Source organism: Bartonella sp. CL266QHHD (assembly GCF_042195355.1).
Lineage (GTDB): Bacteria > Pseudomonadota > Alphaproteobacteria > Rhizobiales > Rhizobiaceae > Bartonella.
Map to the genome: position 1 here is coordinate 26,411 of NZ_JBHIOD010000053.1, position 23,608 is coordinate 50,018.

The following is a 23,608-nucleotide window of genomic DNA, read 5'->3' on the forward strand; positions in this document are numbered from 1 at the left end:
AGTCTTTGCTTTTTTTAGATTTTGTTAGAAAATGATTTAACGTGAAGAATTACTGGATAACCATAACACTTCTAATTTTCCTGTCGATCCTCAGCATTTTTGTTGGTTATTCTGATGTCACACCTTCTGACCTTTTCGCAGCCGATCCCCATGCGTGGCTTATCTTTTGGCAAACACGTCTTCCTCGTACCATTGCAATCCTTTTAGTAGGCGCAGCACTTGCACTTTCAGGCATGATTATGCAACTATTGACACGCAATCGCTTTGTCGAGCCATCAACCACTGGAACCATTGAATCTGCTTCCCTTGGCATTCTTTTTATTATGATTTTTTTACCCGATATTCCTGTTTTAGGAAAAATGGTCGTTGCGACAATTTTTGCCATGGCAGGCACTTTACTTTTTATGTTTTTATTGCGACGCATTCCTCTAAAATCTGCTCTCATTGTACCCCTTACAGGGATTATGCTAAGCTATATTATTGGCTCTTTAACCAATGCCATTGCAGATTATGAAATGTTACTCCCTTCTCTTCAAGCTTACTTATTTGGCAGTTTTGCGATGGTTCTTGAAGGAAAATATGAGCTCTTATGGTTATCCCTTCCCCTTTGTATTCTAGCCTATTGTACTGCTGATCGCTTTACGGTTGCAAGTTTGGGAGAAGATTTAACCAACAACCTTGGATTGAATTATCGTGTTGTCATGTTTTTTGGTCTTTTTATTGTCGCCTCAATCACTGCTGTTGTTGTCTGTACCATTGGCCGTATTCCTTTTGTTGGGTTGATTATTCCAAATATTGTTTCAAGTTTCATGGGAGATAATATGCGCTATACCGCTCCTTGGGTGGCCATCAGCGGTGCAGGATTGGTCTTGATTTGTGATCTTTTAGGACGAATAATTCATCCCTCTCTTGAAATTCCCATCAGCACCATAATGGGTGTAATCGGTAGTTTTATTTTTATGATACTGCTTTTACGCTGGAGAAAGCGTCTTGGATAAAAGAAGAAAAACAATATGTGTACTAACAACACTTATCATCATAGCATGTACTATCATTAGTCTTTACATGACATGGAATATCAATGTTTATACATGGAAATTTCGTCTTACAAAACTTTCCTCTCTGCTTCTTATTGCCTACGCAATAAGCGTTTCTACGGTTTTATTTCAAACAATCGTTAATAACCGTCTTCTTACCCCTTCAATTATGGGATTTGATCAGCTTTATATTTTAATAAAGACTGCCCTAATGTATTTTGTAGGCTCTCTTTCTTTACCCTTTTTGAATGAAGAAGGACAGCTTGTTCTTGAAGCCCTCATTCTTATTCTTTTTTCAATAAGCCTTTTTCGCTGGCTCTTTTCAGGAAGCCTAAAAGGGCTTCACTTGACGCTTTTAATCGGTGTTGTTTTAGGCGGCTTTTTTTTCAGTTTACGGATGTTTATGCAATTGCAACTAAATCCAGACCAAATGATGAATTTAACGGATATTATGTTTGCAAATTTTAATAAATTCAATACACCATTAATAAGCTTTGCCACAATCATTGTCTTCATTGTGAGTCTGATTGGATGGCATTCCCGTCATCTTCTTGATATTTTGGCTTTGGGACGTGAAAATGCCCTCAATCTTGGCGTTAATTACCACAAAAGTGCGACAGCTGTCCTTATTTTTGTTTCCATTCTTGTATCCATTTCCACCGCATTAGTAGGCCCCGTCACCTTTTTTGGACTGTTAGTTGCCAACCTTTCCTATGAACTTTCTCCTCAAGCAAAACACAGTGTTGTTGTGCCGATTGCAATATTGTTAGCGATTATTTGTTTGGTGGGGGGACAATTTATTTTAGAACAAATTTTTCATATGGCAGGGCGTTTAAGTTTTATCATTGAGTTTTGTGGGGGTATTGTTTTCTTAATGTTACTGATGAAGGGAAAACTAAAATGATTGAGATCAATCATCTTTCCAAGGCTTACGGAGCACGATTGATTATCGATAATTTATGCCTTCATCTTCCAAAAGGGGGGATTATTTCTCTCATTGGGCCCAATGGTTCCGGAAAATCAACTCTTTTAATGCTGATAAGACGTCTTTTGCCACACCATAATGGTACAATTCATATCGACGGCTTTGATATTGATAAAATGCCCCACGATATTTTGGCTCAAAAACTCTCAATTCTGCGTCAAGAAAATCCTTTGTCTTTTCGCTTAACCGTGTACGATTTAGTAAGTTTCGGACGCTATCCTTATTCAAAAGGCTGGTATACACATGAAGATAAACAATTTATCGACAGTGCGCTACGCTATCTCGGCTTACAAGATTTAAAAGACCGTTTTTTAGATGAGCTTTCTGGCGGTCAGCGTCAACGCGCTTTTATAGCCATGGTTATCTGCCAAGACACTGATTATCTTCTTTTAGATGAACCATTAAACAATCTGGATATGAAACATGCCGTTTCTATGATGAAGCAGTTACGCCGCACAGCTGATGAACTGAAAAAAACCATTCTTATTGTTATGCACGATATTAATTTTGCCTCATCTTACTCAGATATGATTGTTGCATTGAAAAATGGGAAAGCGGCCTATTGTGGGACTCCAAAAGAAATTATGCAACCAAAAATTCTTAAAGACATTTATGATGTCGATATTCAAATCAAAACAATTAATGACATCCCTATCGCTCTTTATTATCGATAATCATAAAGATTTTTTGCGCTTGCATGCACTATAGAATCTGCTAGGGATAGTAAAATTGGCTTATTGGGGAATAGTTTAATGGTAGAACAGCGGACTTTGACTTCGTCAATCTTGGTTCGAATCCAAGTTCCCCAGCCAGTATTTAATGCCAGCCAGTATTTAATGCCAGCCAGTATTTAATGCCAGCCAGTATTTAATGCCAGCCAGTATTTAATGATTGTAGCTTGTCATCGGGTTTTGTATAATTTGAAAGCAGGTTTTGCATCAATTTATTTTTTTCAAAGGATCTTCAAAAACGTTCAAGGGTTATTTAAAATCCCTTTAATGCATATTTTTCTCTTCCTCTAAAAATTGCAATTTGAGATGATAAGCTCTTGAGCCGGTGTGGATTCTTTGAACCACATGTATAAGATGTGCCAACCTCTTTTATCTTAAATTGGCTAAAGATTTTTCGGATCTGAGGCACATCATTGACTTTCCCTTTAATTGCACAAGCAAAGCAAACATCGTTTGGTAATCCTCTCGCAAATAAATCCTTTCCATAGTAATACACGTATATCTGGCTATGTTTATGGGAACGCCTTATCTAATAGCTATAAACCTATCTAAAGAGAATTCAAAAAAGAAAGCCGTGCCAAATGATATGACGCGGCTTTCAGATATTGATTATAAGATTCGAATGAATCATCCACAATGGAGTAATGAATGCATATATACAAAACGTATCATATTGCAAGTGCTCTATTAGAAATATGAAAACTTATCAAAAGAAACGTAAATGATAGCTATGATTTTGATATCATTCATTAGCATTATAGAGCCTATAAAAGCTTGGTAACTTTATCAATCCAATCAAAAGAAAATGCATCTTAAATGAATGTCTTCTCAATAAAGCTTTCATAAGTATCTTTTCATTTTGCACTCAAATGTAACTTCTTTGCAAATTAACCAGCTCAAATTTGAGTTGGCAAAATCAACCAATCCAATTTTGGAGGCATTATCTTTAGAATAGAGCCATCTTTAAACATTATAGCTTTTGACTCAAAATTAAATAAAATCCCATGCCTTAGATGTTACAATGGTTTTGAATTTTGCTGCCTCATCTTTTTTTCAATAGGTGCCCCCCAAATTTGGGGGGAGCTCATTTGGTTTCGTATTTTTAAACTGTAACTTTTAAAACGTTTTTTGCTCGCTTGCTTGCGTTATATCATTAAAAGGTTTTCAGTTTCATAAGACATAACATTGTGATTTTCATTCTATATTGTGATGATAGTATCTATATAATGCCTGCCTATCATTTACTAACTTTTTAGTAAGCGTTTTTAAAAACGATCTTGTCTTTAAATTCTTTTATGCAATCTTTATGAACTCAATCCATAAGCTTATGATAGTTTCAAACGATTATTCCTTTTAAGGTTGCACTCAAATAAAGAGCAAAACACATCCCATTCTTAAATGTATACAATTTATGTTATCGATAATTCCAAACGACTGAAATTTAAAACAATGTGATTTGTGCTGTGATAAAAACGTATCATAAAATTTATGACCTGTTATGAATGATAACCGCTTTTCATTTCATTTGAATGCACCCATGCGTTATAATATTTACATCATGATTTGCTTTTTATGGTCTATTCATCCATGGCAATCTTATATAAAAAATGATCAATTCAAACATGCATAAAAGTATGGATTCTTAAGTGGGTTCATACAAAATAACTGCACTTAATGTATTGATTTTATTAGTTTTTATGTACAATACCTTTTTAACTTCATAAAGATATCAATTTCCTTGTAAAGAATATTCCTCCCATTCCAACAAAAAACTCCACATAAGGCGATGAGGGATAGCTTCTATGATTTACAGGTACTGATCACTGGCCATGCAATAACGCCGACTGATGTCCAAGCCAATGAGGCCGCCTGTGGGAACAGGCAAGTTGTGGGGCTGAATATAATGGAACAGCACCGAACGGATAAGCCACGCGTCGTAAGTAAGCCTCTTAGCGTGCATAGCTTATAGGTTTTGGAAACAGACAATTATTATAATTCAGGTATTATAATTCAGACGATTAAACATCGGATCTCAGGCTTTTTAATCTAGTGGACAAACACGAATAATGTGTCCGTCTGGATCTTTGATTAGGAAGGTACGTCCAAATACATCAGTATACGGTTCCTTCAAAACATTTATCTCAACAGTGGTTTGCTCTTTCCATTCCGCATAGAGCTTATCTACATCCTCTCCCTTAGGCAACATAATGCCGATTTCTGAAAAACGAGGCACATTTTCCTCAGGCGCATCGCCCCCAGATCAGAGAGTGCGTCACCTGAAGAAGCAAATGCAACATAACGTGGCGAGATGAATACAGGTTCTTTCTTGAAGATGAATTTGTAAAAAGCAGTAGAATATTCTACATTTGAGACATATACTAACTGTAGGTTTGGGGGAACAGGATAAGTGGAAATATTACTCATTAATTCTCCATGATTTAGTAGCTGTCTTTTAACAAAGTATGCCTATATAGAGAATATTTCAACAAGAGTTTGTGATGCTTCCGTTCACGGTGTGCTCTATTTATATGTGTTTATTCGCTTATTGCTATATGCTAAAACATTGAGACCGCCACTACTGGGATTATAATGATATCCCTATCGCTCTTTATTATTGATAATCTAAAGATTTTTTGCACTTGCCTACACTATAGAATCTGCTAGAAATGGTAAAATTGGCTTATTGGGGAATAGTTTAATGGTAGAACAGCGGACTCTGACTCCGTCAATCTTGGTTCGAATCCAAGTTCCCCAGCCAGTTGTATGTATGTAGCTTGTGTAGTGTAGCTTGCCAGTGTAGCTTGCCAGCAGGTTTTGTATATTTTGACACTAGGTTTTGTACCAATTTATTTTTTTCAAAGAGTTTTTAAGGGGTTCTCAAAGGGTCTTCAAAGGCCTTTCAAAGATCATTTAAAGCCTCTTTTTCTTTTCTGCTCAAAATCGCAATTTGAGATGATCAATCATTGAGTTGGAATCGTATTATTTGAGAAGCAGCGTATATAAAGCGTATATAAGATGTGTTCACCTCTTTTAGCATAAATTGACTGATGATTTTTCTGTATCCTAAGCACATTATTCAGGACATTATTAAATAAGAGAAGCGTTTAAGGAATTCGGTCAACTTGACCAAATTGCTCTTCAGTCTGCAATTGTGCAATGTTTGCACCATTGCTCCTTTAAGGAATTGGGTAAACATTACCCTATTTCTGTACTCATGCAATTGGATCAACTTGATCCTATTTCTCGTTTTAGCAATTGGGACAAGTTGTCCCTATTCCTCTAAATGCCCTTCATCACCAATCAAAGGGTAAACATTACCCTTTGATTTTCTGTCACTCAGAGGTTTCCTTTTCTCCTGCCTCTTTTCCCTTGTTTGGTGCTTCAAGTGTAATTTCTGTGGTGTATCCGCTTTGTTTTTCATAGCAGTGGGTGACAGTGGAAGCTTTCCATAGTCCATTGATTTGCCCACGAAACCCTTGAAGGATGAGAGGTTGATCCGCCATGATTTCAGGGCGTCCCTCAAGGGTCAAAGAACCACTGCCTACAGCACGACACAACCTGTCCGACTCGGAAGCAGCAGCAGCTCGTGCTTCCTCCTCACAAGTATAACAAGTCCGCAAACGCCGCACGGGACCGCTAAACCCTGTCTGATGTTTGACTTGGCATTGCTGCCCTTTTGAGCGATCAAAATAAGAAGCTTCAATGGTGCCATATTGCGTACGTGGCTCTAACGTAAATTCCCAGTTGGAACAGTCGTGCTTATGGATGTCGAGTGCTGGTAAATTATCTCCGCTTAAAAACAAAAACTTATTGTCTTTGATTAAAAAACGTGCCCGCATGCGATCGGCAAGGCGGGTTAAAAAATCAACCGCCGATTGATCTGTACGAATCACATAAGGCAAAGTTTGTGTGGTGAACTGAGGACTGACCTTTGCTTGATAGCCATGGCGTTTGGCAAGTGTCTCAACAATCTCACCAATGGTTTGGTGGTCAAAATGTTCACTCACCTGTTCTTTGAGCTCTTTACGCATCGAGGCACTTTTGCCACAAAGGCGCAAAATCTCTCCATCACTGCCACCACAACTTACAACCGATTCGACAACAAAACACCCCATAAAGGCACTGATGCTGTTCTCATAGCCAAAAATCACTTGCAGAGTGCTGTTGCTTGAGGGAACCTCTAAATCATTGCCACTATCATCAAACTCTGCTTCAAATGTATCGGCTTTATTATACAACACATTGATTTATAATGATAATTTACTGTTTTGTATATTGAATGAGAGACCCGAATATTGTAAGATTCTCTCATTTCAAATCTGTTTATATTGCTGAAGTATTTTTTTCAATTTTTTCCTCAATCGTATTGTGTAAAATTAAAATAATCGGGATAGCCATAAAACAACAGATCAAAATAAATAAGCTAAAAATACATATAAAAGTAAAGATATCAAACTCTCTGCCCCCATCCAATACTTGGATAATGACCTTATCCAACATCTGGATAACAAAGTCCACTGCCAAAATGATAACAAATATGCAGATGATTATTTTATAGTCCTTCGATGAAAGGACCATAACTTCTTTAAACGCTAAAACTTCAGATTCTTTATCAAATGCTGAAGAGACTCCCAAAACCTTATTATCTGGATTTTAAAGTGTCTCATGAAATGGTTATGTTTCTTGTATTGTCATACTGGTCTCATTTTTTTCTTTCATTTTCGGAGCGTGTTTCTGGTGATTCTCCATATCTTTTCCATCTATCTCTTTCCGCTCTTTGACAGTTTCTGTTACACAAAAAACAAAGAGTCCCTATAATAACCATAACGGATATGATGAGTACTATTGCAAATCCCACCGTTCATTCCTTTTTCAATGAAATCGTTGTTCATCATCTCATGCATTTTTCCTCATTTGCATTAATGAACAACTTTGCTGTTTTCTTATCGAGATATTTTCTTCAAATTTTGAAGCCTATTGTTTAAACTATCAACTTCGTGATTGAGCCTTTCAAGTTCTTTATTGAGTCCATCAACATGTCCATGATGTTCAGAAATCACTTCTAAGTAATGTAACATTTGAGACTGATTTTTATGCTTATTTGCTTCACCTAGCCCTCGAAAGGCTTCTGTCCTTTTCTCAACATGCTCAAATAAAGTAAAAGCCTTCTCGATCCGCTCAAAAACCGCAGCATTGCGTTTTAGAGTTGTTTGATATTTATAAGAAAATTGTTTGTTGTTTGGCATATTTTTCAGCAATGCCAAATAGAGTTCCTGCTGTTCAAGAGCTATTCTCTTCAAGTCGTCTATCATCATATTCAATATTTTCATGGTATCGTTCCATCCCCGTTCAGCATTTTCTTTTTCAAACTCGACTGAATCCAACTTTTGAACAGCATCATCGCGCTCCCTAACCACTTTGGAACAAAATAATTTATCTATACCCGTATAGCCATGCGAGGTAGACAAAAAATATGGTAGCAAAAATATGATAAGCAATAAGCCTTCTCTAAACAGAACTTTTTTTGTAAACATTTTTTTATTTTTCTCTGAACACAACAATTTAAATAGACATATAAATTCATATCAAAATATTCATAATGAAATTTATTAAATCTATTTTAAATAATCTACAATAAAAATAAAAAATGATAAGTTGTACAACAATTAAATACGCTACACATAGAGTAAATCTATAAAAACTAATTTATTCAACAGAGTAGCCATGGAATTTTCTATCTAGTTTTATATCTCTAGAGGAGTAATTTAATCTTTTATCCATGACTTTAAAAGAGTTTAATACGATGCTATAAATAATTCAAAAATGATATTTTGATTAACAATCATATTAACAATGGTGAAATAATGAGTAGACAAAACAGATAAACACAACCAATGATATTGAAGGGTATAAAGGCTACTTTTAATATAGCTTTGCTTTTTATCAGCAGCAGTAAAAAGTTTGTGTTTTTTACAAAGATTGAAATTTATTCATTTTTTATCGTATATTTTATGCTATCTTCCTTACATTAATTAAAAGATCATAGAGTATTAAACTGATAGGATGCATTTTTCTCAAGCGGCATTTTTAGAGAAATGTTGATTTAATCAGTGAAGACAAACAATGAGCAAAGTTATAATTTGAAAAGACAGTATATAATGTTTATGATCAATGATCTAAATTAGAGACATGAATTGGGGGAGTTTGATCTTTCTTACAGCACAGTAGCTCAAAAAAACAGTAGATGAAGTTTAAAATTCACCATTACCCATCATAAGATGAAAGCTTTCATCCCACGTTTGATTTTTTTAAACTATTTTCTTATCCTGTCTGTAATATCTAAAGAATATCTTCAAGCACTCATAAGCACTCTTTTAGGTTATCATTTCCATGATCAAAGTAACGGTTATCGAGCTTCCATTCAAGATACTGTTTTGCAAAAGGAAATCGTCATTTCAGGATACGGAGGGATTTATGTATTTAGTCACAATGTATCATGCACCCTTCCTCTTATATCAGAAATTTAATTCTTAATTGTAATGACGTGATTAAAAAGCACCTTGCGAGACAATCTTTTTAATAAATTTTTAATAAATAAAGTAAAGATGAATTCTGAAAAAAACTTTTTTAGACGTAAAGTGATACGGAGAAACAGTCAGAAAGAAAGGGGGGGGGATTACAAATGTTGATGATTATAAAAAAAGATATCAAAAAATTACCAAAAACCGATTTATGGATCATTTGTGCTATTTCACCTAATCAGCAAAGAGAATGGATCCGTAAATGGTATATAAAAAATAAACAAGCCTCTATAAGTTCTAATTATGTCAATGATCTTGCCGTCCTAGGGTCATTTTACAGATCTAGACAAAATGATTGCTATGAAAGCAACAGCCCCACAAGCAACTCCCCTCAAAAGATGACAATCTCATTTATGAGGCTTATGTTGCTCCTCATAATCACTTTAAAATTGCATCATTTCCTTTCATTAATACGCTTTGAAGTCTCATATAGACTAAGGGACCTTTTTAATTTTGGGGTGGTTATGGAAGCCTTCTTTCCACTGATCCCTGAATGGGGATATGAAACCGCTACCTTTTCACAGAAAAATATTCTTTTCAGTGGAAATTCTTATTGTACAATCTATGGAACAACACAATGAACAGACCACGCGCCCTTGCTCTCAACTATGGCTCCTATAATGCTGTCCGCATGCTGATCGGCGTTTACCATGCTATTTTTTTAATGTCCATGGGAGTTAGTCTGGCGCAATTAGCTCTGCTTCAGGTTGTCTTTTCCACCACTATTCTGCTGCTTGATTTTCCCTGCGCTGTTTTATCTGACAGATATCGACGTAAATATTCCGTTATGGCTGGGGTCTTTATGACAGGAGTATTTTATCTTTTATGCCTTCAAGCTCCCAATATGACAGCACTTATTATTGCGCAAATTCTCTATGCAGCGGGCATTTGCATCATTGTCAGCGCCATTGACGGATGGATTTACCATTCTCTAGGCGATAAACAGGATCACTTTTCGCATTATGCTCATCTCTACCACCAGGTTAACTCTTTTGGAAGTATTCTCAGTGGGATTATAGGAATTGGAACGATCTATTACTCTGGACAATATTTTATGGGATATATTATCTCATGCCTCATGATGGGATTTATTTTTTTGATATTCCTTATTGTTCCTGAAGAAAAGAAAACGACAATTGAAACGTCCAAAACAAAAACAATCTTGCATAATGCCAAGGAAACGCTCTGGATATTTCAAAATACAGTAGGAGGAGCATGGTTTATTTTCCTCATGTGCCTTTTTAGCGCTGGGATTCAGATTATTTATCATTTCTGGCAACCGATAATACTTTCAGGGGGAAAAATTCATCACCTCAACGGTTCGCAAATGCTCGTCTTGATGTGCTGCCATATTGGAGCCTTTTCAGCACAATATTTTTCAAATTTACTGATGTCTAAGTATCATGTTCTTGATAAAAAATATAAGAATTCTATAAAATATTTTTCCTTCTTTTCTGCTCTGATGTGCATAGCGCTCTATTTTTTAGTTCATAGCCATCAAACCGCTGCATCAGTCATTGCCTTCTCTTTAATCCATGGATTTATTTGCACTGTACCGATCGGGGCAAAAAGCTTATTTTTCTCAGAACTTAACCAAAAACAAACGCAACATATTTCTGGTATTGTTGGTGCTGTCTCTTTTAGCGGAAGAATATTTTCAATTACAGTATTGAGTATTATTTCTTTTCTTCCTGCAAAAGTTTCTCCGTCTTACTACCTAATATTACCGACCATTACTTTTTTCATGTGTGGTTTGGTTGTCATGAGATGGATGAAACACTCTCAAAAGTCTCTATGAGAGGAAAACCATAACATTTCACCCACAATGTTTTCTTCTAAAAGAAATCGATACTTTTTTGAGAGCATTGCCACATCCAACTTTCAATATACAATGCAAATATAAAGCAACACATTGATTTATAATCATAATATACCAAACTTGAATATTGTAAGATTCTTTCTTTTCAAATCTATTTTTATGGTTGAAACAATCAAAATCATTTGCTTGCACATCATAAGTGGAGAAAGCCGTATAGATAAAAACAATTTAGAAAAGAAAAAATGCCTTTTATGAACTCTCATAGTTAAAATCTATAACAACAGGAAGGCAGATATATAATATGCCTCTTTGCATCTTCATAAGGATACAAATGGTGTGGCTTTATAAGGCTTTATATGTCTCACAGAAACTTTTGTGTTTTATACCATTTACGAGGTTGCGTCGCAAAATGGGCTTATACACATTGCAAAGATATCTCTTTAAAACAAGTGCATAAATTGGCAACACAAGTATATTTGTGTTTAGAACATGCTTTTTATATGAGAGGCATAATCCCAACGGGATAAACAAAAGCGTGAGATACGCAATCTTCATTATTTAAAAGACACGACCATAGAGATTCATGAAATTTGGAAAACTGAATTAATAAGATGATGATAAAAATGGGAGCTCATTTCCATCTTTTCCGCTTTCATATTTTTTTCAAAATTAAAAGATCCTTCCGTTTTTAGAAATAACTCGCTAACAGATATATACAATATTTTCTCCCCTATTTGATATATAAAAGCTGACATAACCGATAAAGCAGTAAACCATCTTAAATATTGATCTCAAATATGCCGTTGTATAAGGAATAGGTGTTGATTGACACGCAAAAGCAAAAGCTTAGTAAAACAACGTCATAAAATAATAAATATGCCACCAAACGATTGAAACGACATAGGGAGATCAAAAACACTTTGTAGAACCAAATCCGTAACATATCTAGCTTTACGGCCGCTTATTCTTACAAACGTTCATGCTGCTCCCTATATCCATAAAATAAATAAGCAATCCTTAGCTAAAAAATATGCAACGTCAATGTGATTGCTATAACAGAGCTTCGCTTTCTCCTTTATCAACAATAGCAATTTACATGAAACATCTTGCGCTTAAAATATCCCCCATTGGTTTTGCTTTAGTTTACACCATTAGAAAAGAAATTTTTGTAACTTGTTTCATGAAACATAAAATTAAAAATCAACACAGGAATTAAGAAAATGAGCAACCACACGCGCTGCTAATACAGGTATTACAATTTCGCACATAAATTTAGATGGAAGGAAGATAAAATAGCACCACTCTATAGCAGAGTAGCTGATAGAAAACGCCTAGCAAGAAAAGAAATCAAAAAACTTCACAAAATTGAGATTGGTAGAAAAGCAAATGAGCACAAATCACTGAAAACAAAATTCCTATACACAATCAACTGCTTTTATAACAATAGATGGCGGAGAGGAAGAGATTCGAACTCTCGAGAGCCTTTTGAGCCCTACTCCCTTAGCAGGGGAGCGCCTTCGACCACTCGGCCACCTCTCCAACAGAGAGGCATAAATGGTATCAACAGAAAGTTCAAGACATTTTCGATTTTTTTCCCAAATATCTGAAAATTTTTCTCCTATTGATCCCATAGGGAGCAAAAGTTAATAAAACAAGAATTGTGTCTTTTTTACCACAGCATCTCGAATAGTACATATATATATTACAAAAAGGTAATTTCATATTTGAAACTCTAAAAAGATTAGTTATAGCTAAGATAACAAGTGCTGCGTATTTTACTTATGTCTTTGTCCTTAATGCGTTAGGCAAATGGTACTCTTTAGAAGAAATTTAACCGGACCGCGGAGATCCCATATGAATATTAAATCCCTCTTTTTAAGCTCTACAGCAGCTTTTTTAGCAATTTCTGGAGCACATGCCGCTTCAACAGTTATCGCCGAACCCGAACCTGTAGAATATGTTCGCGTTTGTGATGCCTACGGAAAAGGATATTTCTATATCCCTGGAACAGAAACCTGCATGCGTTTATCAGGAAATGTTCGTACTGATTTTATAGGCGGTAATAATATCGATGCAACAACCGAAACTGAACTAAGAAACAAAAGAAAAACCTACGGCGCAGCATCACGGCTCACCCTTGTTTTTCAAGCAGCTTCTGAAACAGAAATGGGAACACTTCGTTCATATGCAAGAATTTATTCAAACTGGGGTGATGGTAGAGACAACGCTGCTGCAAGGCTTGCCGCGGCTTACATTGAACTGGGTGGTTTTCGCGTAGGTCTTGATGACACAATTTTCAACAGCTGGACTGGTGATTATGGAGATGTTCTCAATGATGACAGCATAGCGCCTGCCGGCACAACACGCACCAATTTTATTTCCTACACCTTTAATGGTGATTCCGGCTTTTCTGCTATTATCGGCGCTGAATTAGGCAATAATGCAGATTCTCTTCCAGGAATAACAGGATACTACATTGATAAAGATGATAAGCTTGTTTCTATCACTGAGGGTACTCTTCCAAGTAAAGCAATTAAAAATTACACCCCGAATGTGATTTTGGGTATAAAGTTCATGCAAAAATGGGGTGGTTTTTCAGCAGTTGCAGCATATGATGCTTACTACAAAAAGTGGGCTGGAAAAGTACGTGCAGATTTCAATGTCAACGATCGTTTCAATCTATGGGTAATGGCTGGCTATAAAAATGGCCTTGATTACTACACAGTAAATGAAAATGATGAATTATCACGACAAAGCACAACGATTTATGCAAACTGGGGTGGTAAATGGGCAGCTTGGGCGGGTGCCACTTACAAGCTTACTCCAAAAGCAAATTTGAATGCTCAAGTTTCTTATAGTGCTGTAAAAACCTTTGCAACTTCTGTAAATATTACATACACGCTGGTTCCAGGATTTGTGATTACACCTGAATTAACCTATGTTTCTTGGAATGATGATCGCGTTGTGACGGATAAAAATAATGATGAAAAACATTTATTCAATAAGAAAAGTGCTTTTCAAGGTATGATCCGTTTACAGCGTTCATTCTAATCCTATTTAAGCTACAGCTTTTAAAAACTGGCAACATGGTTTGCCAGTTTTTATTTTTGGAATCAAATATCATGAATATCTTTTCCTGATACGTATTGTCTTGTCTCTCGGAAAAAAACGACTTAGTTTCATAAAACTACTCTCAGAAGATTAACCCTGATATGCTTGATAAGAGCACTTTACACGGGCGTTTACACATCACTTCAAACATAATCTCTTCCTTGCCCTTTAAAGCATGAGCAGACCCTTTTGCTTTATGACCAAATTGGTCTTTCTTAGCAATTTACTTCTAACCTTTGTTAATTTAGGTCATGAACTTCTCTGGTCAATTCTGTACTGAACAGATAAAATATTGAAAAAAACAAGACATCATTGTGTTTTTGATATGCCTGAATGTGTCTTCTATCAACACTCTAAAACACAATGTTTTATAACACGGCTTCATTAAAAAACTTAATCATCAAGAAACATGCTGTCAAAACGATGCAAATATTCCCTAAAGCAATAAAAGAGAAAAGCGATATATCTTCAAAAAATGAATTGACCTCTTCCCCGTCTAAAGAATAAAGCCCCTATCAGTAGCAATCTGTAAATACCCCTATTTTTCCTGAACCTACATCATATTGATTTATAATCATAATTTATTATTTTTCATGTTTCAATCAACCAAAACCTTTCACTTGTACAACAAGCGGAGAGAGCCGTGTGAATAAAAACGAGTAAAGAAAACCCTTTTATGAATCGTTTTAAACTCCAAGGGTTGTCGTAACATTGAGATCTGACAAAGTGTACGATAGTGCTAGGCACTTTTATTAAGCATAAAAATGAGGATACACTTCATAGAGGATTTTAGATTATATTCTCTATAAACGTCGCTGTAAAATATGTGTTGTAATACGCATTAAAAGACATTGCTTTAAAACAAGCATGGAAATATACAACACAAGTCCATTTTATTTGAAGCGTTTTATCCTGCGTAAGGAGCATGCCATCATATACGCAACATCTTGACTTTACGCGTTTTTAAAGGAAGAAAAGAAACCGTAAATTTAATCTTTGCAAATCATAGAGCTTTCAGAGTTATGTTTCCATAAAACGCCTTATACCATACAGGGGATTTTTTACACGATTAATGCCTTTTTTACATAAAGCCAATTGGCAAAAAGCAGCCTCTCTTGATAAGAAAAAGGCTTACACGTAATCATAAGCCATATTTTCAATTAAAACGCATTGAATTCACGGAAAATACTTATCAACCAATGCATAAAGAATTGCTGCTGTTTCAACATCTAGAATCCCATCATAATTTTCTTGACGAAAATGAAGTTGAAATGCTCGGATCAAATCTTTGTATCCTGTTTGGGGACACGCAGCAGAAATGTCATATCCATAACATTTTAGCTTCGCCAAAACATCTTCTTTGGGTGGAAAGTTCTTAGAGAATTGCTCTTGATAATGACTTTTTAGTTCATCATCATACCATGCTCCTATACCTGCCTTATAAAGTTCTTTCCATGGAAAAGCTGCTCCTGGATCACTTTTTCTTCCAATGGCAATATCACTATGTCCCACCACATCAGTTGGCATAATATCGGGATACCGTTGAAGAATATTTAAGGCAAGTTCCTTAACGGCATCAATTTGTATTGGATTATAAGGAGGAAATATCCCCCCCTCATCATGATAAGCCATAAAACCAACTGTCTCTTCTGGAGACTCAGAATGACCCGTCGCTAAATTAACGATTTCAATCCCGATAGACGCATCATTGAGATGACTATGCCCAGCCCATGAACTCACACCCGCATGCCATGCACGCTCATTTTCATCGACCAGATTAAAAATACGCATGTCCTTAAAGCCTGCCTCACGATATGTCTGCTCTGAAGGATCAGGAACAAGATAGTGTGCACTAACCTTTTCTCCTGTAAGCGCCATAATCGAGGCTTTAAAATCAAGAGCCGTATAATGCATAACGAGAAAACGAACGCGACGATTAAAACTCTTGACAGAACGATAACTGTTGTAATCAATCTGATACATAAAAGCCCTTTCTTTGTTGCTTAAAAAGACCACTGCGCACCACAACAGATAGGACACGAACTGTTAAAAATTTCGCAATGAACTTCCTAATCTAGATACTAAGAATTACGCCTAAAATTTGTTCATCAAAAACATTGACACTCTTATCAACAATTAAGACACATTTTTATTTCTCCCCCACACACGCGTAAAATGTTTTTAACCACATTCACAAATACACCGCATTAAATCTTTTCCCCAAACAAATTCCTACAAATTACCAATCGAAAGGAAAACAAAAGCGTAAAATGATCACTCATTAAATCTTCACGTCTTACAGAAAAAATAGTTCTTCCTGTTATCAAATTGAAAAATATCGCCCCTCGGAAGCGAACACCCAACGATCATGCAATCACACAAAAACTTAAAGGAAAAATTTTATGAGCTCTTTACAGCAATTTATTATCAGATCACGGAACGGCACATGTTCACAATAAAACTCTTCACGGACATATTGTTCAATAAAATTTGCAAAGCTTTCCTGTAAATGACACGACTTCTTGTCTTTTCACACCATCGCTTTTTGATTTACAAAGAATCTCAATTATCTACAACGCTTGAGGCACATGAAGTCTCTGGATTCCTTGTCATCAGCTCTATGAAATATAACATATTGATTTATAATCATAATTAATCATTATAAATATTGAATGTAGCGAACCTAATATCGTAAAGTTTTTCTTAATCTTGAATCAATCAAAGTCATTTAATGACACATCAAAAGAAAGTTTAACCTATAGATAAAAACCACTGAAGAAAAGAATAAAAATACTTCTTATAATAGAACGTTTAATAATTTAAGAAATATTGTTACGTCCCCATAGAGGTTCATTTTTTCTTCTCCGTTTTCAAATATCTTTTTAAGACAGCCCAAGCTGCATATTCTTGTAAGACGACACCTAAAAGTGGTCGCGTATAGGGAAAAGTAATATGATCCTCACCATAATCTTTCATCCGTATAGCCATGGTAGCATGTCCAAGGCTTTCTGCTTGATTTTCTAATGTCTCCAAGGAAGGCTCTAGGCTCACTTCAACCTCAAGCAGTGGAATATCTTGTTTACCTTTTTCTATGGGCTGAAAATATTCTAAAAGCCGCGGATCATTGGCAGACCAATGAACCTCAACGTGCATTGCTAATTGTTTACAAGCAGTAGTAACTTCTGCACCAACCAAATAGGGGTGAAAATGACTTTCAAATTCTTCCACGAACTGTTGTTCCAAGGGCGCTTCTGATTGACCAACAAGCTGTACAAGAACATAGGGGCTTTTCCATAAAAAATGCCGTTCAAAGGGTTCATTTTCAAAATGATCATCCACCCACTGCGCAATTGTACTTTCATCAATTCCAATCAAAGTCCATGCATACTCCGCACGCGATACAGAAGAATATTTCTTCTCATTGTGTTCTAAATAATTCTCTAAAAGCGCAAGAGCCTGTGATGGTGGACCAGGCAAAACAACAAGCGTACTTCCATCGCAAGAGAGATAAAAGCCTGGTGCTGTGCCTGTAGGATTATCAAGCACGGTTGCTGTCTCAGGAAACAATGCTTGACGCGCATTACTCTTATCCACCAAAATCCCTAATCGTTGTAATTGACCTTTTATTGTTTGCCAAACATCTTCATGATGTAGTAAAGGCTGCTTTACAGCTTGAGCAACTCCATCGCGTGTTATGTCATCTGATGTTGGTCCCAATCCCCCACTGATAATGATAAGATCTTCTTGTCCAAGACAAGAAACAACAGTCTCACTGATTTGCTGTAATTGATCAGCACAAACAAAATGACGTGTGACTTGAATATTTCTCTTGTTCAAGCTTTGGCTTAAATCTTGTAAATTCGTATTCAAATATTGTCCTGAAAGGAGTTCATCACCAACAGTGATAATCGCCGCACGACAAACAAAGACAGGCTTCACAAGAGAATTGCGAACAGCTTCAGCCATTTGACGGGTAGAGGCGACACCTCCAAGATCATAGGTAACGGTTTTTCCAGCACGAATAACCTGATCAACACTCTCAGATAATTGTTTTGCTGCATCTTTAAAGCCTAAATGCTCTAAGAGTAAAGCCGTGGTATAAAGCATCGCAGAAGGATTTGCTTTATTTTGTCCAGCAATACGTGGTGCGCTTCCATGAACAGGTTCAAAACAAGCAATCTCGCTCCCCACATTCGCATGAGATGCAAGCCCCAATCCCCCCATTATCCCAGAGCCAAGATCAGAGAGAATATTGCCAAACATGTTTTCAGCAACAATCACACCAAACCGCTCTGGCTTGGTTGCAATCCACAAAGCAACCGCATCAACATTATGAATATCTGCTTCAATTTCCGGATAGTTTTGCGCAATTTTCTCAAAAATTTCCTGAGCAAATTGTCCACTTTCTCGCATAACATTGGGCTTATCAGCAAAAGTAACGCGCCTAAAGCTATATTTCCTTGCATAAGAAAAAGCATATTCAAATAACCGCTCTAAACCAAAGCGTGTCTGCAAACGGACTGTCCACGCAGCTTCCTCAAGCCCATATTTTGTCAAATTTGGATGTTTTAGCCAAACGGCTTTTTCAGGAGAAATACCCCGAAAATCCAATCCAGCATAAAGGCCTTCACTATTTTCTCTGATAACACAAAAATGAAAAGGTTTTCTCGGACCAAAGATGTATCTTACAGGACGTATATTTGCAAACAAACCTAACTTTTGGCGAAGTTGAAGTGCGGGAGCAACATAGGCAAGGTTTTTCTCTTTTAAATGCGGAGCAAGTTCTTTTAAAGCCGCTTCTTTTCCTTTATTGGTCACAGCACCAAGTAAAATAGCATCACTCTGAGTAATTTTTTGCCAAGTCGCTTGAGGGACAGAATTTCCTTCCTGTTTCCAACATTCAAAACCAATATCACCATAAGTCAATTCAATCGGCAATTGAAATTGCTCTAAAACCATCAACGCAGCATCACAAACCTCTGGTCCTATCCCATCACCAGGTAAGACAAGAACTTTCTTTTTCATAGTCCCTCCATCCACTCATCAATGACTGCATCCGTCATAGTAGGATTATCCTCCCACAAACGCGTACCAGCACCAGAGATAAGCTTATATTCATGATTCAGATTATGACTTTTTGTCTGATTATCTACCGTTGCAAGTTGCGACTTTTCTCCCACTAAAGCTAAAAACTTCCCCTTATACTTAACTATTTCATCTCTAGCATCTATTTCTAATAAGAGTTTAAACCCTCTTGTCATGCGTTCAATTGCCACGCTTTTTTGTTTATCGGGAATCTCCAATAAAACTCTTTTTTTCATAATGCCAGAAGGATGCATAAAACCATTGAGTATTTCCAAAGCCCCCGATAAATCATTATTTTCTAAGGAGGCAAGAATATCTCCAAGGCGCCGTTGCAAAACCTTATCTGGATAGCCAGGTGCATTCACAGCAAGCACAGCTTGAACATTGGGAAGCTGGGCTGCCAATATTTGTACCAATGTTCCAGCCATAGAAAATCCCACAAGCACTGCGGGCTCTTTAAAATAGCTTTTAAGTTTTTCTGCCATAAAAGATAAAATGTCTACAGCAGAATAATTGAGAACATGAGAACCCTTAGGAAAAAGAGAAAGCGTATCCAGCAGAGTGACAGGGAATCCTTTTGTTGAACATAGCTTTGTCAATGGAGAACAAAAAACACCACCATCCCAAATTGGCATTACAGGAGAGAGAATAATAATAGGAAGTCCCATTGATCAATTCCTCCCCTTATTTTTAAACATGCATTAGAGCCAGAACTTTTCCTACCCAATATAATGAAAATATGTTGAAATTCTATGCTCATATTCTCCCCTCATAATAATCGATTTGTTAAACTCAAACTAAGCTTGTAACAAATTTTAAACCCACTCAATCCAGAAACTTAATAAAAAAAATTCATCTAATGTACAGGTGCCCCATTTGTGTAAAACATCAAAAGCATTTCCGCATAATGCTTTCTTTTTATCATTTCACTCAGCTTATTTCTGAAGTCATAAAATGACGCGCTTTTTGAATATAAATGATAAAACCAATCATACAACACACAGCTAACAAAGTTGCCATAGCCCGTGGGCTATGACCAGAGATTTTTCCGATAACCGCTGCACTGAGTGCCGCACTTCCTAATTGCAAAGATCCCATAACACCAGAAGCCGCTCCCGCAGCTTTCGGATGCGATGAAATAGCCAACGCTGTTCCTAACGGCAATAAAAAACCATTTCCAAAAGTAAGAACAGCAATAGCCATAAAACTTGTCACAAGGGGCCATGGGCTTAGATACATTTGCAAAGCAAACAGCACACCACCTATCACAAAAATAATGTACCCTCTGCCCACAGTTTTTTCCATAGACTCGCGTTCAAAAAACCATCGCGCCAAAAGATTTCCCAAAATATAGGGAAACGAAACACCAATATAGCTATAACTAATGTGTATCGGTGATAACCCCAAAGTCGTGAGTAAAAAAGGCGACTCCACAATATAAGCAAAATAGGCAGCGTAAGAAAAACACGGAATAAGTGCATAAAAAATAAATTGTTTATTTCTGAAAACACCTAAATATGCCTTCATCAATCCTATAGAAGAAAAATGCTGCCGCCTTTGAGGGGGTAGAGTTTCGCTTAGCACAAAACAACATAGCAAAATGGTCAAAAATATAAAAAAGCTTAAAAAGATAAAAGTTGCCTGCCAATGAAAAGCCTGTATCAAAAGTCCACCAATGAAAGGTGCAAGCGCTGGTGACATTCCAATAAAAGGGAAAACAATCAAATAAAGTTTTCCAGCCGCTTTTTTATCCAACAAATCATTGATAATTGCACGACTTAAGACAAGTCCCGCACAAGCACCAAGACCTTGCAAAAAACGTAACACAAGAAAAGCGTGAATATGAACCGTATAAATCACACCAAGTGTCGTAAATAACCACAAGAATAAGCCCAATAGAAGTGTTTTTTTACGCCCAAAATTATCACTCAGCGGCCCATAAATGAGCTGTCCAAGTGCCAATGCCAACAAAAAAACCGCCACTGCACTTTGAATTTGAGATTGTGTCACTTGATAATATTGACGCATATCGCCCAGTGCTGGTAAAAAAATATCGGTAGAAATCAAACCTCCTGTTGATAAACATACGATAAGTATAATGAATGGTAATGTATATTTATGTTTCATCAGGAAAGTCACATTTCTTAAATTTAAAAATATTTAAATTTTACGTTTATAGAAAAATAATAATTTATATTTATAAATATAAAGCTATTTTAACTTTATCCACAGGGAATAAAATAATTAATTTTCTTTATTCTTTTACTTTATTCGAGAATAATTCAGCTTGTTGATACATAAATCCAGTGTATGATCCGCACGCACACACTCAACACGTAAATAAACACTTAGTGCTTCACTTTATAATTAATTTTAAAGCATAGCAAATCGCAATTTTAAAACTATACGCAAAAGAAGCTAAAAGATCAAAACTCTCCTTCAGAGATATATTTCCCAATCCGAAATAGCGCATTTTGTTGTATTCATGTTGCCCTATCTTCATCAGCTTTTTTCATTGATATCATCAACAAAAACGCTCCCAAACTCTATCCCTCTCCATGACAACAACATCACTTTCCCGACAACATCTTTTATCAGAAGTGGTTTACAACGCTCAAAGAAAAAAGAAGCCACAAACTCCCTTTCCTCAAAACTCCCCACGCAAATATTATTGTAACAATACAGCATATAATAATGGCTCATGGAGAAGTCTTTATCAACACAAATAATTGAGCAAATAAACTTAATAGCCCACTAATATCATAAAGCAAATTGTGCTTCTATCTCGCTCTAAAATCTAAATTCATCTTGTCCATTTTGTTAGAATTTCATTCTACATAGCCAGCACAAAGTTTATTGCCTAAGCTATTGACAAACATGCTATAATAAAAATTTGATAAATCATTCTGCATCTAATTTAGAAAGCAAGGAGAAGCTAGTAATGAATATAACAGAACGAGCCACGTACCAATTACTTGGACCTATTAAAGTGGAAGGAAAGACATACACAGAAATCACCTTACGCCGCCCGAAATTTAAAGACTTAAAAGCAATACAGAGCAAAGAAGGCGACGAGCAATCAATCGAAAAATCGCATGTCTTTCAGGGTGGTCCTATAATGCCATCAGTAAACTTGGTGTTCGTGATTTTTTAAACATTAAAGACATTTACGGGCCTTTAATAAAAGAATGACTAAAAGAGTTTGATAAAATGCTAAACAAAGTAAATGCACCCATAAAAAGCATAATGGATGAATGTATTTTAATCGACAGTAAACCCGAAAAACGCACAAGTAACCTTTACACAAATACATTTGAAACAGAAGACATGAACAACTGCAAATGCAAAAGTGAAAACCTGTAGCACCTATGAACCGATTACAGTTCATAATCCCTACGTCATAAAGGTGGAACGCATGACCTTTACAAAAGGCACTTTCTTAGTACAAGATGGTCCATCGAACCAAATTTATCTCTCAAATCAAAGTGCTCTTACATCGTATAAAAAAACTGCGGGCGAAACTAAAAAACAACCTTTGGAGAGAATCTCAAAACTTTTGGACATTGTCTCAAAACTTTTCAACTTTCCTCTCTGGTTTTGGGAGTTTTTACTCAAAGAACTTAGAAAATTTTTCCAGCATTGTTTTGATATAGAGCAATAAGAGAAGGAAAAACAGCTTAGAACACTAATGTTTCTTCCTTCTCTTTTATCTCTCATAGCTTTTTGAATTGAATACTTTTGATATTTATTTTGAATAATTGAAGCATTCTTTTAATTATAAGTACAATATAAAAAACTAAAATTTTAGAAGACGCGCTGTTTTTACAAAAAAATGAATAATAAAATAAAGACTCCAGAATTTTACTTTTTACCTTCAAACATAATCAATGATGGAAAAGCGTTTACAAAGTTTTCCTCAAGCAGTATCTGGGACATTACTTGAAAGAAAAGCATTAAGAGAGCTTACTTTTAAGCTAAGGGGGAAAGATTAAACTTCACAACGACATTCAATCTTTTAAACATTGCAGTACAGAACGGGAAAAGAGAGCCATTCCTTTATTCCTCATAGACCGTTTATCCCCCCATCAACTAAAATTCTCGATAAACTGGTATTATCAGTTCTAGACTGGAGTCATGTAAGAAGAATTTTAAGTAATGATCACCGTCTTGTTTTCGATGTTTTCTGTCCTTTTTGGCGCATATCTATTCACTTTTGGAACATAATTTGCAAAAAGGCATTGTATCTCCAGCATATTCAA

14 protein-coding genes, 3 tRNA genes and 3 pseudogenes are annotated in these 23,608 nt (G+C 36.0%); 11 read left to right on the top strand and 9 right to left on the bottom strand.

Annotated elements, in window-relative coordinates; genetic code table 11:
• Nucleotides 1-41 precede the first annotated feature (41 nt).
• From ACFIK7_RS06960 to ACFIK7_RS06975, 4 genes are all read left to right on the top strand, one after another.
• The gene (locus ACFIK7_RS06960; RefSeq protein ID WP_273791483.1) at nucleotides 42-998 is read left to right on the top strand and encodes an iron chelate uptake ABC transporter family permease subunit; all 957 of its coding nucleotides are present in this window, start codon (nucleotides 42-44) and stop codon (nucleotides 996-998) included.
• Nucleotides 991-1,941 carry an iron chelate uptake ABC transporter family permease subunit gene (locus ACFIK7_RS06965; RefSeq protein WP_375658079.1) on the top strand — a complete coding sequence of 317 codons (951 nt, stop codon included), beginning with the start codon at nucleotides 991-993 and terminating at the stop codon, nucleotides 1,939-1,941. The genes ACFIK7_RS06960 and ACFIK7_RS06965 overlap by 8 nt, the downstream gene beginning before the upstream one ends.
• Complete coding sequence (locus ACFIK7_RS06970; protein ID WP_273791485.1) at nucleotides 1,938-2,696, top strand: ABC transporter ATP-binding protein; 759 nt, start codon at nucleotides 1,938-1,940, stop codon at nucleotides 2,694-2,696. Before ACFIK7_RS06965 ends, ACFIK7_RS06970 begins: the two co-directional genes overlap by 4 nt.
• A 64-nt stretch (nucleotides 2,697-2,760) precedes the next feature.
• Nucleotides 2,761-2,834: transfer RNA gene (locus ACFIK7_RS06975), tRNA-Gln, on the top strand.
• 206 nt (nucleotides 2,835-3,040) lie between these two features.
• Here ACFIK7_RS06975 and ACFIK7_RS06980 read toward each other — a convergent pair.
• A pseudogene (locus ACFIK7_RS06980) lies at nucleotides 3,041-3,240 on the bottom strand (DNA adenine methylase); the annotation flags it as partial.
• 1,554 nt (nucleotides 3,241-4,794) lie between these two features.
• On the bottom strand, nucleotides 4,795-4,986 hold the full coding sequence (locus ACFIK7_RS06985; RefSeq protein ID WP_375663152.1) for a hypothetical protein: 192 nt from the start codon (nucleotides 4,984-4,986) through the stop codon (nucleotides 4,795-4,797).
• 451 nt (nucleotides 4,987-5,437) lie between these two features.
• Between ACFIK7_RS06985 and ACFIK7_RS06990 the strand changes: the two genes are divergently transcribed.
• Nucleotides 5,438-5,511: transfer RNA gene (locus tag ACFIK7_RS06990), tRNA-Gln, on the top strand.
• A 574-nt stretch (nucleotides 5,512-6,085) separates the two neighbouring features.
• Here ACFIK7_RS06990 and ACFIK7_RS06995 read toward each other — a convergent pair.
• Nucleotides 6,086-6,985 (bottom strand): annotated as a pseudogene (locus ACFIK7_RS06995) (phage late control D family protein); the annotation flags it as partial.
• Nucleotides 6,986-7,696: 711 nt separating this feature from the next.
• Nucleotides 7,697-8,287, bottom strand: coding sequence for a hypothetical protein (locus ACFIK7_RS07000; RefSeq protein ID WP_375663153.1), 591 nt, complete (start codon nucleotides 8,285-8,287; stop codon nucleotides 7,697-7,699).
• A gap of 1,154 nt (nucleotides 8,288-9,441) precedes the next feature.
• Between ACFIK7_RS07000 and ACFIK7_RS07005 the strand changes: the two genes are divergently transcribed.
• The 3 genes and pseudogenes from ACFIK7_RS07005 to ACFIK7_RS07015 form a co-directional block, all read left to right on the top strand.
• On the top strand, nucleotides 9,442-9,915 hold the full coding sequence (locus tag ACFIK7_RS07005; protein WP_375663154.1) for a hypothetical protein: 474 nt from the start codon (nucleotides 9,442-9,444) through the stop codon (nucleotides 9,913-9,915).
• Nucleotides 9,912-11,132 (top strand): MFS transporter, encoded by a 1,221-nt coding sequence (locus tag ACFIK7_RS07010; protein ID WP_375663155.1) that lies wholly within the window; start codon nucleotides 9,912-9,914, stop codon nucleotides 11,130-11,132. Before ACFIK7_RS07005 ends, ACFIK7_RS07010 begins: the two co-directional genes overlap by 4 nt.
• A 1,245-nt stretch (nucleotides 11,133-12,377) precedes the next feature.
• Nucleotides 12,378-12,517: pseudogene (locus ACFIK7_RS07015) on the top strand (integrase); the annotation flags it as partial.
• A gap of 84 nt (nucleotides 12,518-12,601) precedes the next feature.
• Here ACFIK7_RS07015 and ACFIK7_RS07020 read toward each other — a convergent pair.
• Nucleotides 12,602-12,692: transfer RNA gene (locus tag ACFIK7_RS07020), tRNA-Ser, on the bottom strand.
• 315 nt (nucleotides 12,693-13,007) lie between these two features.
• Here ACFIK7_RS07020 and ACFIK7_RS07025 point away from each other — a divergent pair.
• Nucleotides 13,008-14,204, top strand: coding sequence for a porin (locus ACFIK7_RS07025; protein WP_375663156.1), 1,197 nt, complete (start codon nucleotides 13,008-13,010; stop codon nucleotides 14,202-14,204).
• Nucleotides 14,205-15,440: 1,236 nt separating this feature from the next.
• On the opposite strand, the gene ACFIK7_RS07030 is transcribed toward ACFIK7_RS07025, so the two are convergent.
• From ACFIK7_RS07030 to ACFIK7_RS07045, 4 genes are all read right to left on the bottom strand, one after another.
• Nucleotides 15,441-16,247 (bottom strand): N-acetylmuramoyl-L-alanine amidase, encoded by an 807-nt coding sequence (locus ACFIK7_RS07030; RefSeq protein ID WP_273791536.1) that lies wholly within the window; start codon nucleotides 16,245-16,247, stop codon nucleotides 15,441-15,443.
• Between the two features lie 867 nt (nucleotides 16,248-17,114).
• Nucleotides 17,115-19,289, bottom strand: coding sequence for an isocitrate/isopropylmalate family dehydrogenase (locus ACFIK7_RS07035; RefSeq protein WP_375663157.1), 2,175 nt, complete (start codon nucleotides 19,287-19,289; stop codon nucleotides 17,115-17,117).
• Complete coding sequence (locus tag ACFIK7_RS07040; protein WP_375663158.1) at nucleotides 19,286-20,017, bottom strand: alpha/beta fold hydrolase; 732 nt, start codon at nucleotides 20,015-20,017, stop codon at nucleotides 19,286-19,288. Before ACFIK7_RS07040 ends, ACFIK7_RS07035 begins: the two co-directional genes overlap by 4 nt.
• Nucleotides 20,018-20,279: 262 nt before the next feature.
• Nucleotides 20,280-21,476, bottom strand: coding sequence for a multidrug effflux MFS transporter (locus ACFIK7_RS07045; protein WP_375663159.1), 1,197 nt, complete (start codon nucleotides 21,474-21,476; stop codon nucleotides 20,280-20,282).
• A gap of 814 nt (nucleotides 21,477-22,290) precedes the next feature.
• Between ACFIK7_RS07045 and ACFIK7_RS07050 the strand changes: the two genes are divergently transcribed.
• Both ACFIK7_RS07050 and ACFIK7_RS07055 read left to right on the top strand, forming a co-directional pair.
• Nucleotides 22,291-22,503, top strand: coding sequence for a phage tail assembly protein (locus tag ACFIK7_RS07050; RefSeq protein ID WP_375663160.1), 213 nt, complete (start codon nucleotides 22,291-22,293; stop codon nucleotides 22,501-22,503).
• Nucleotides 22,504-22,764: 261 nt separating this feature from the next.
• A complete protein-coding gene (locus ACFIK7_RS07055) occupies nucleotides 22,765-23,010 on the top strand; it encodes a hypothetical protein (protein ID WP_375663161.1) in 246 nt (81 codons plus the stop codon).
• Nucleotides 23,011-23,608: the final 598 nt, after the last annotated feature.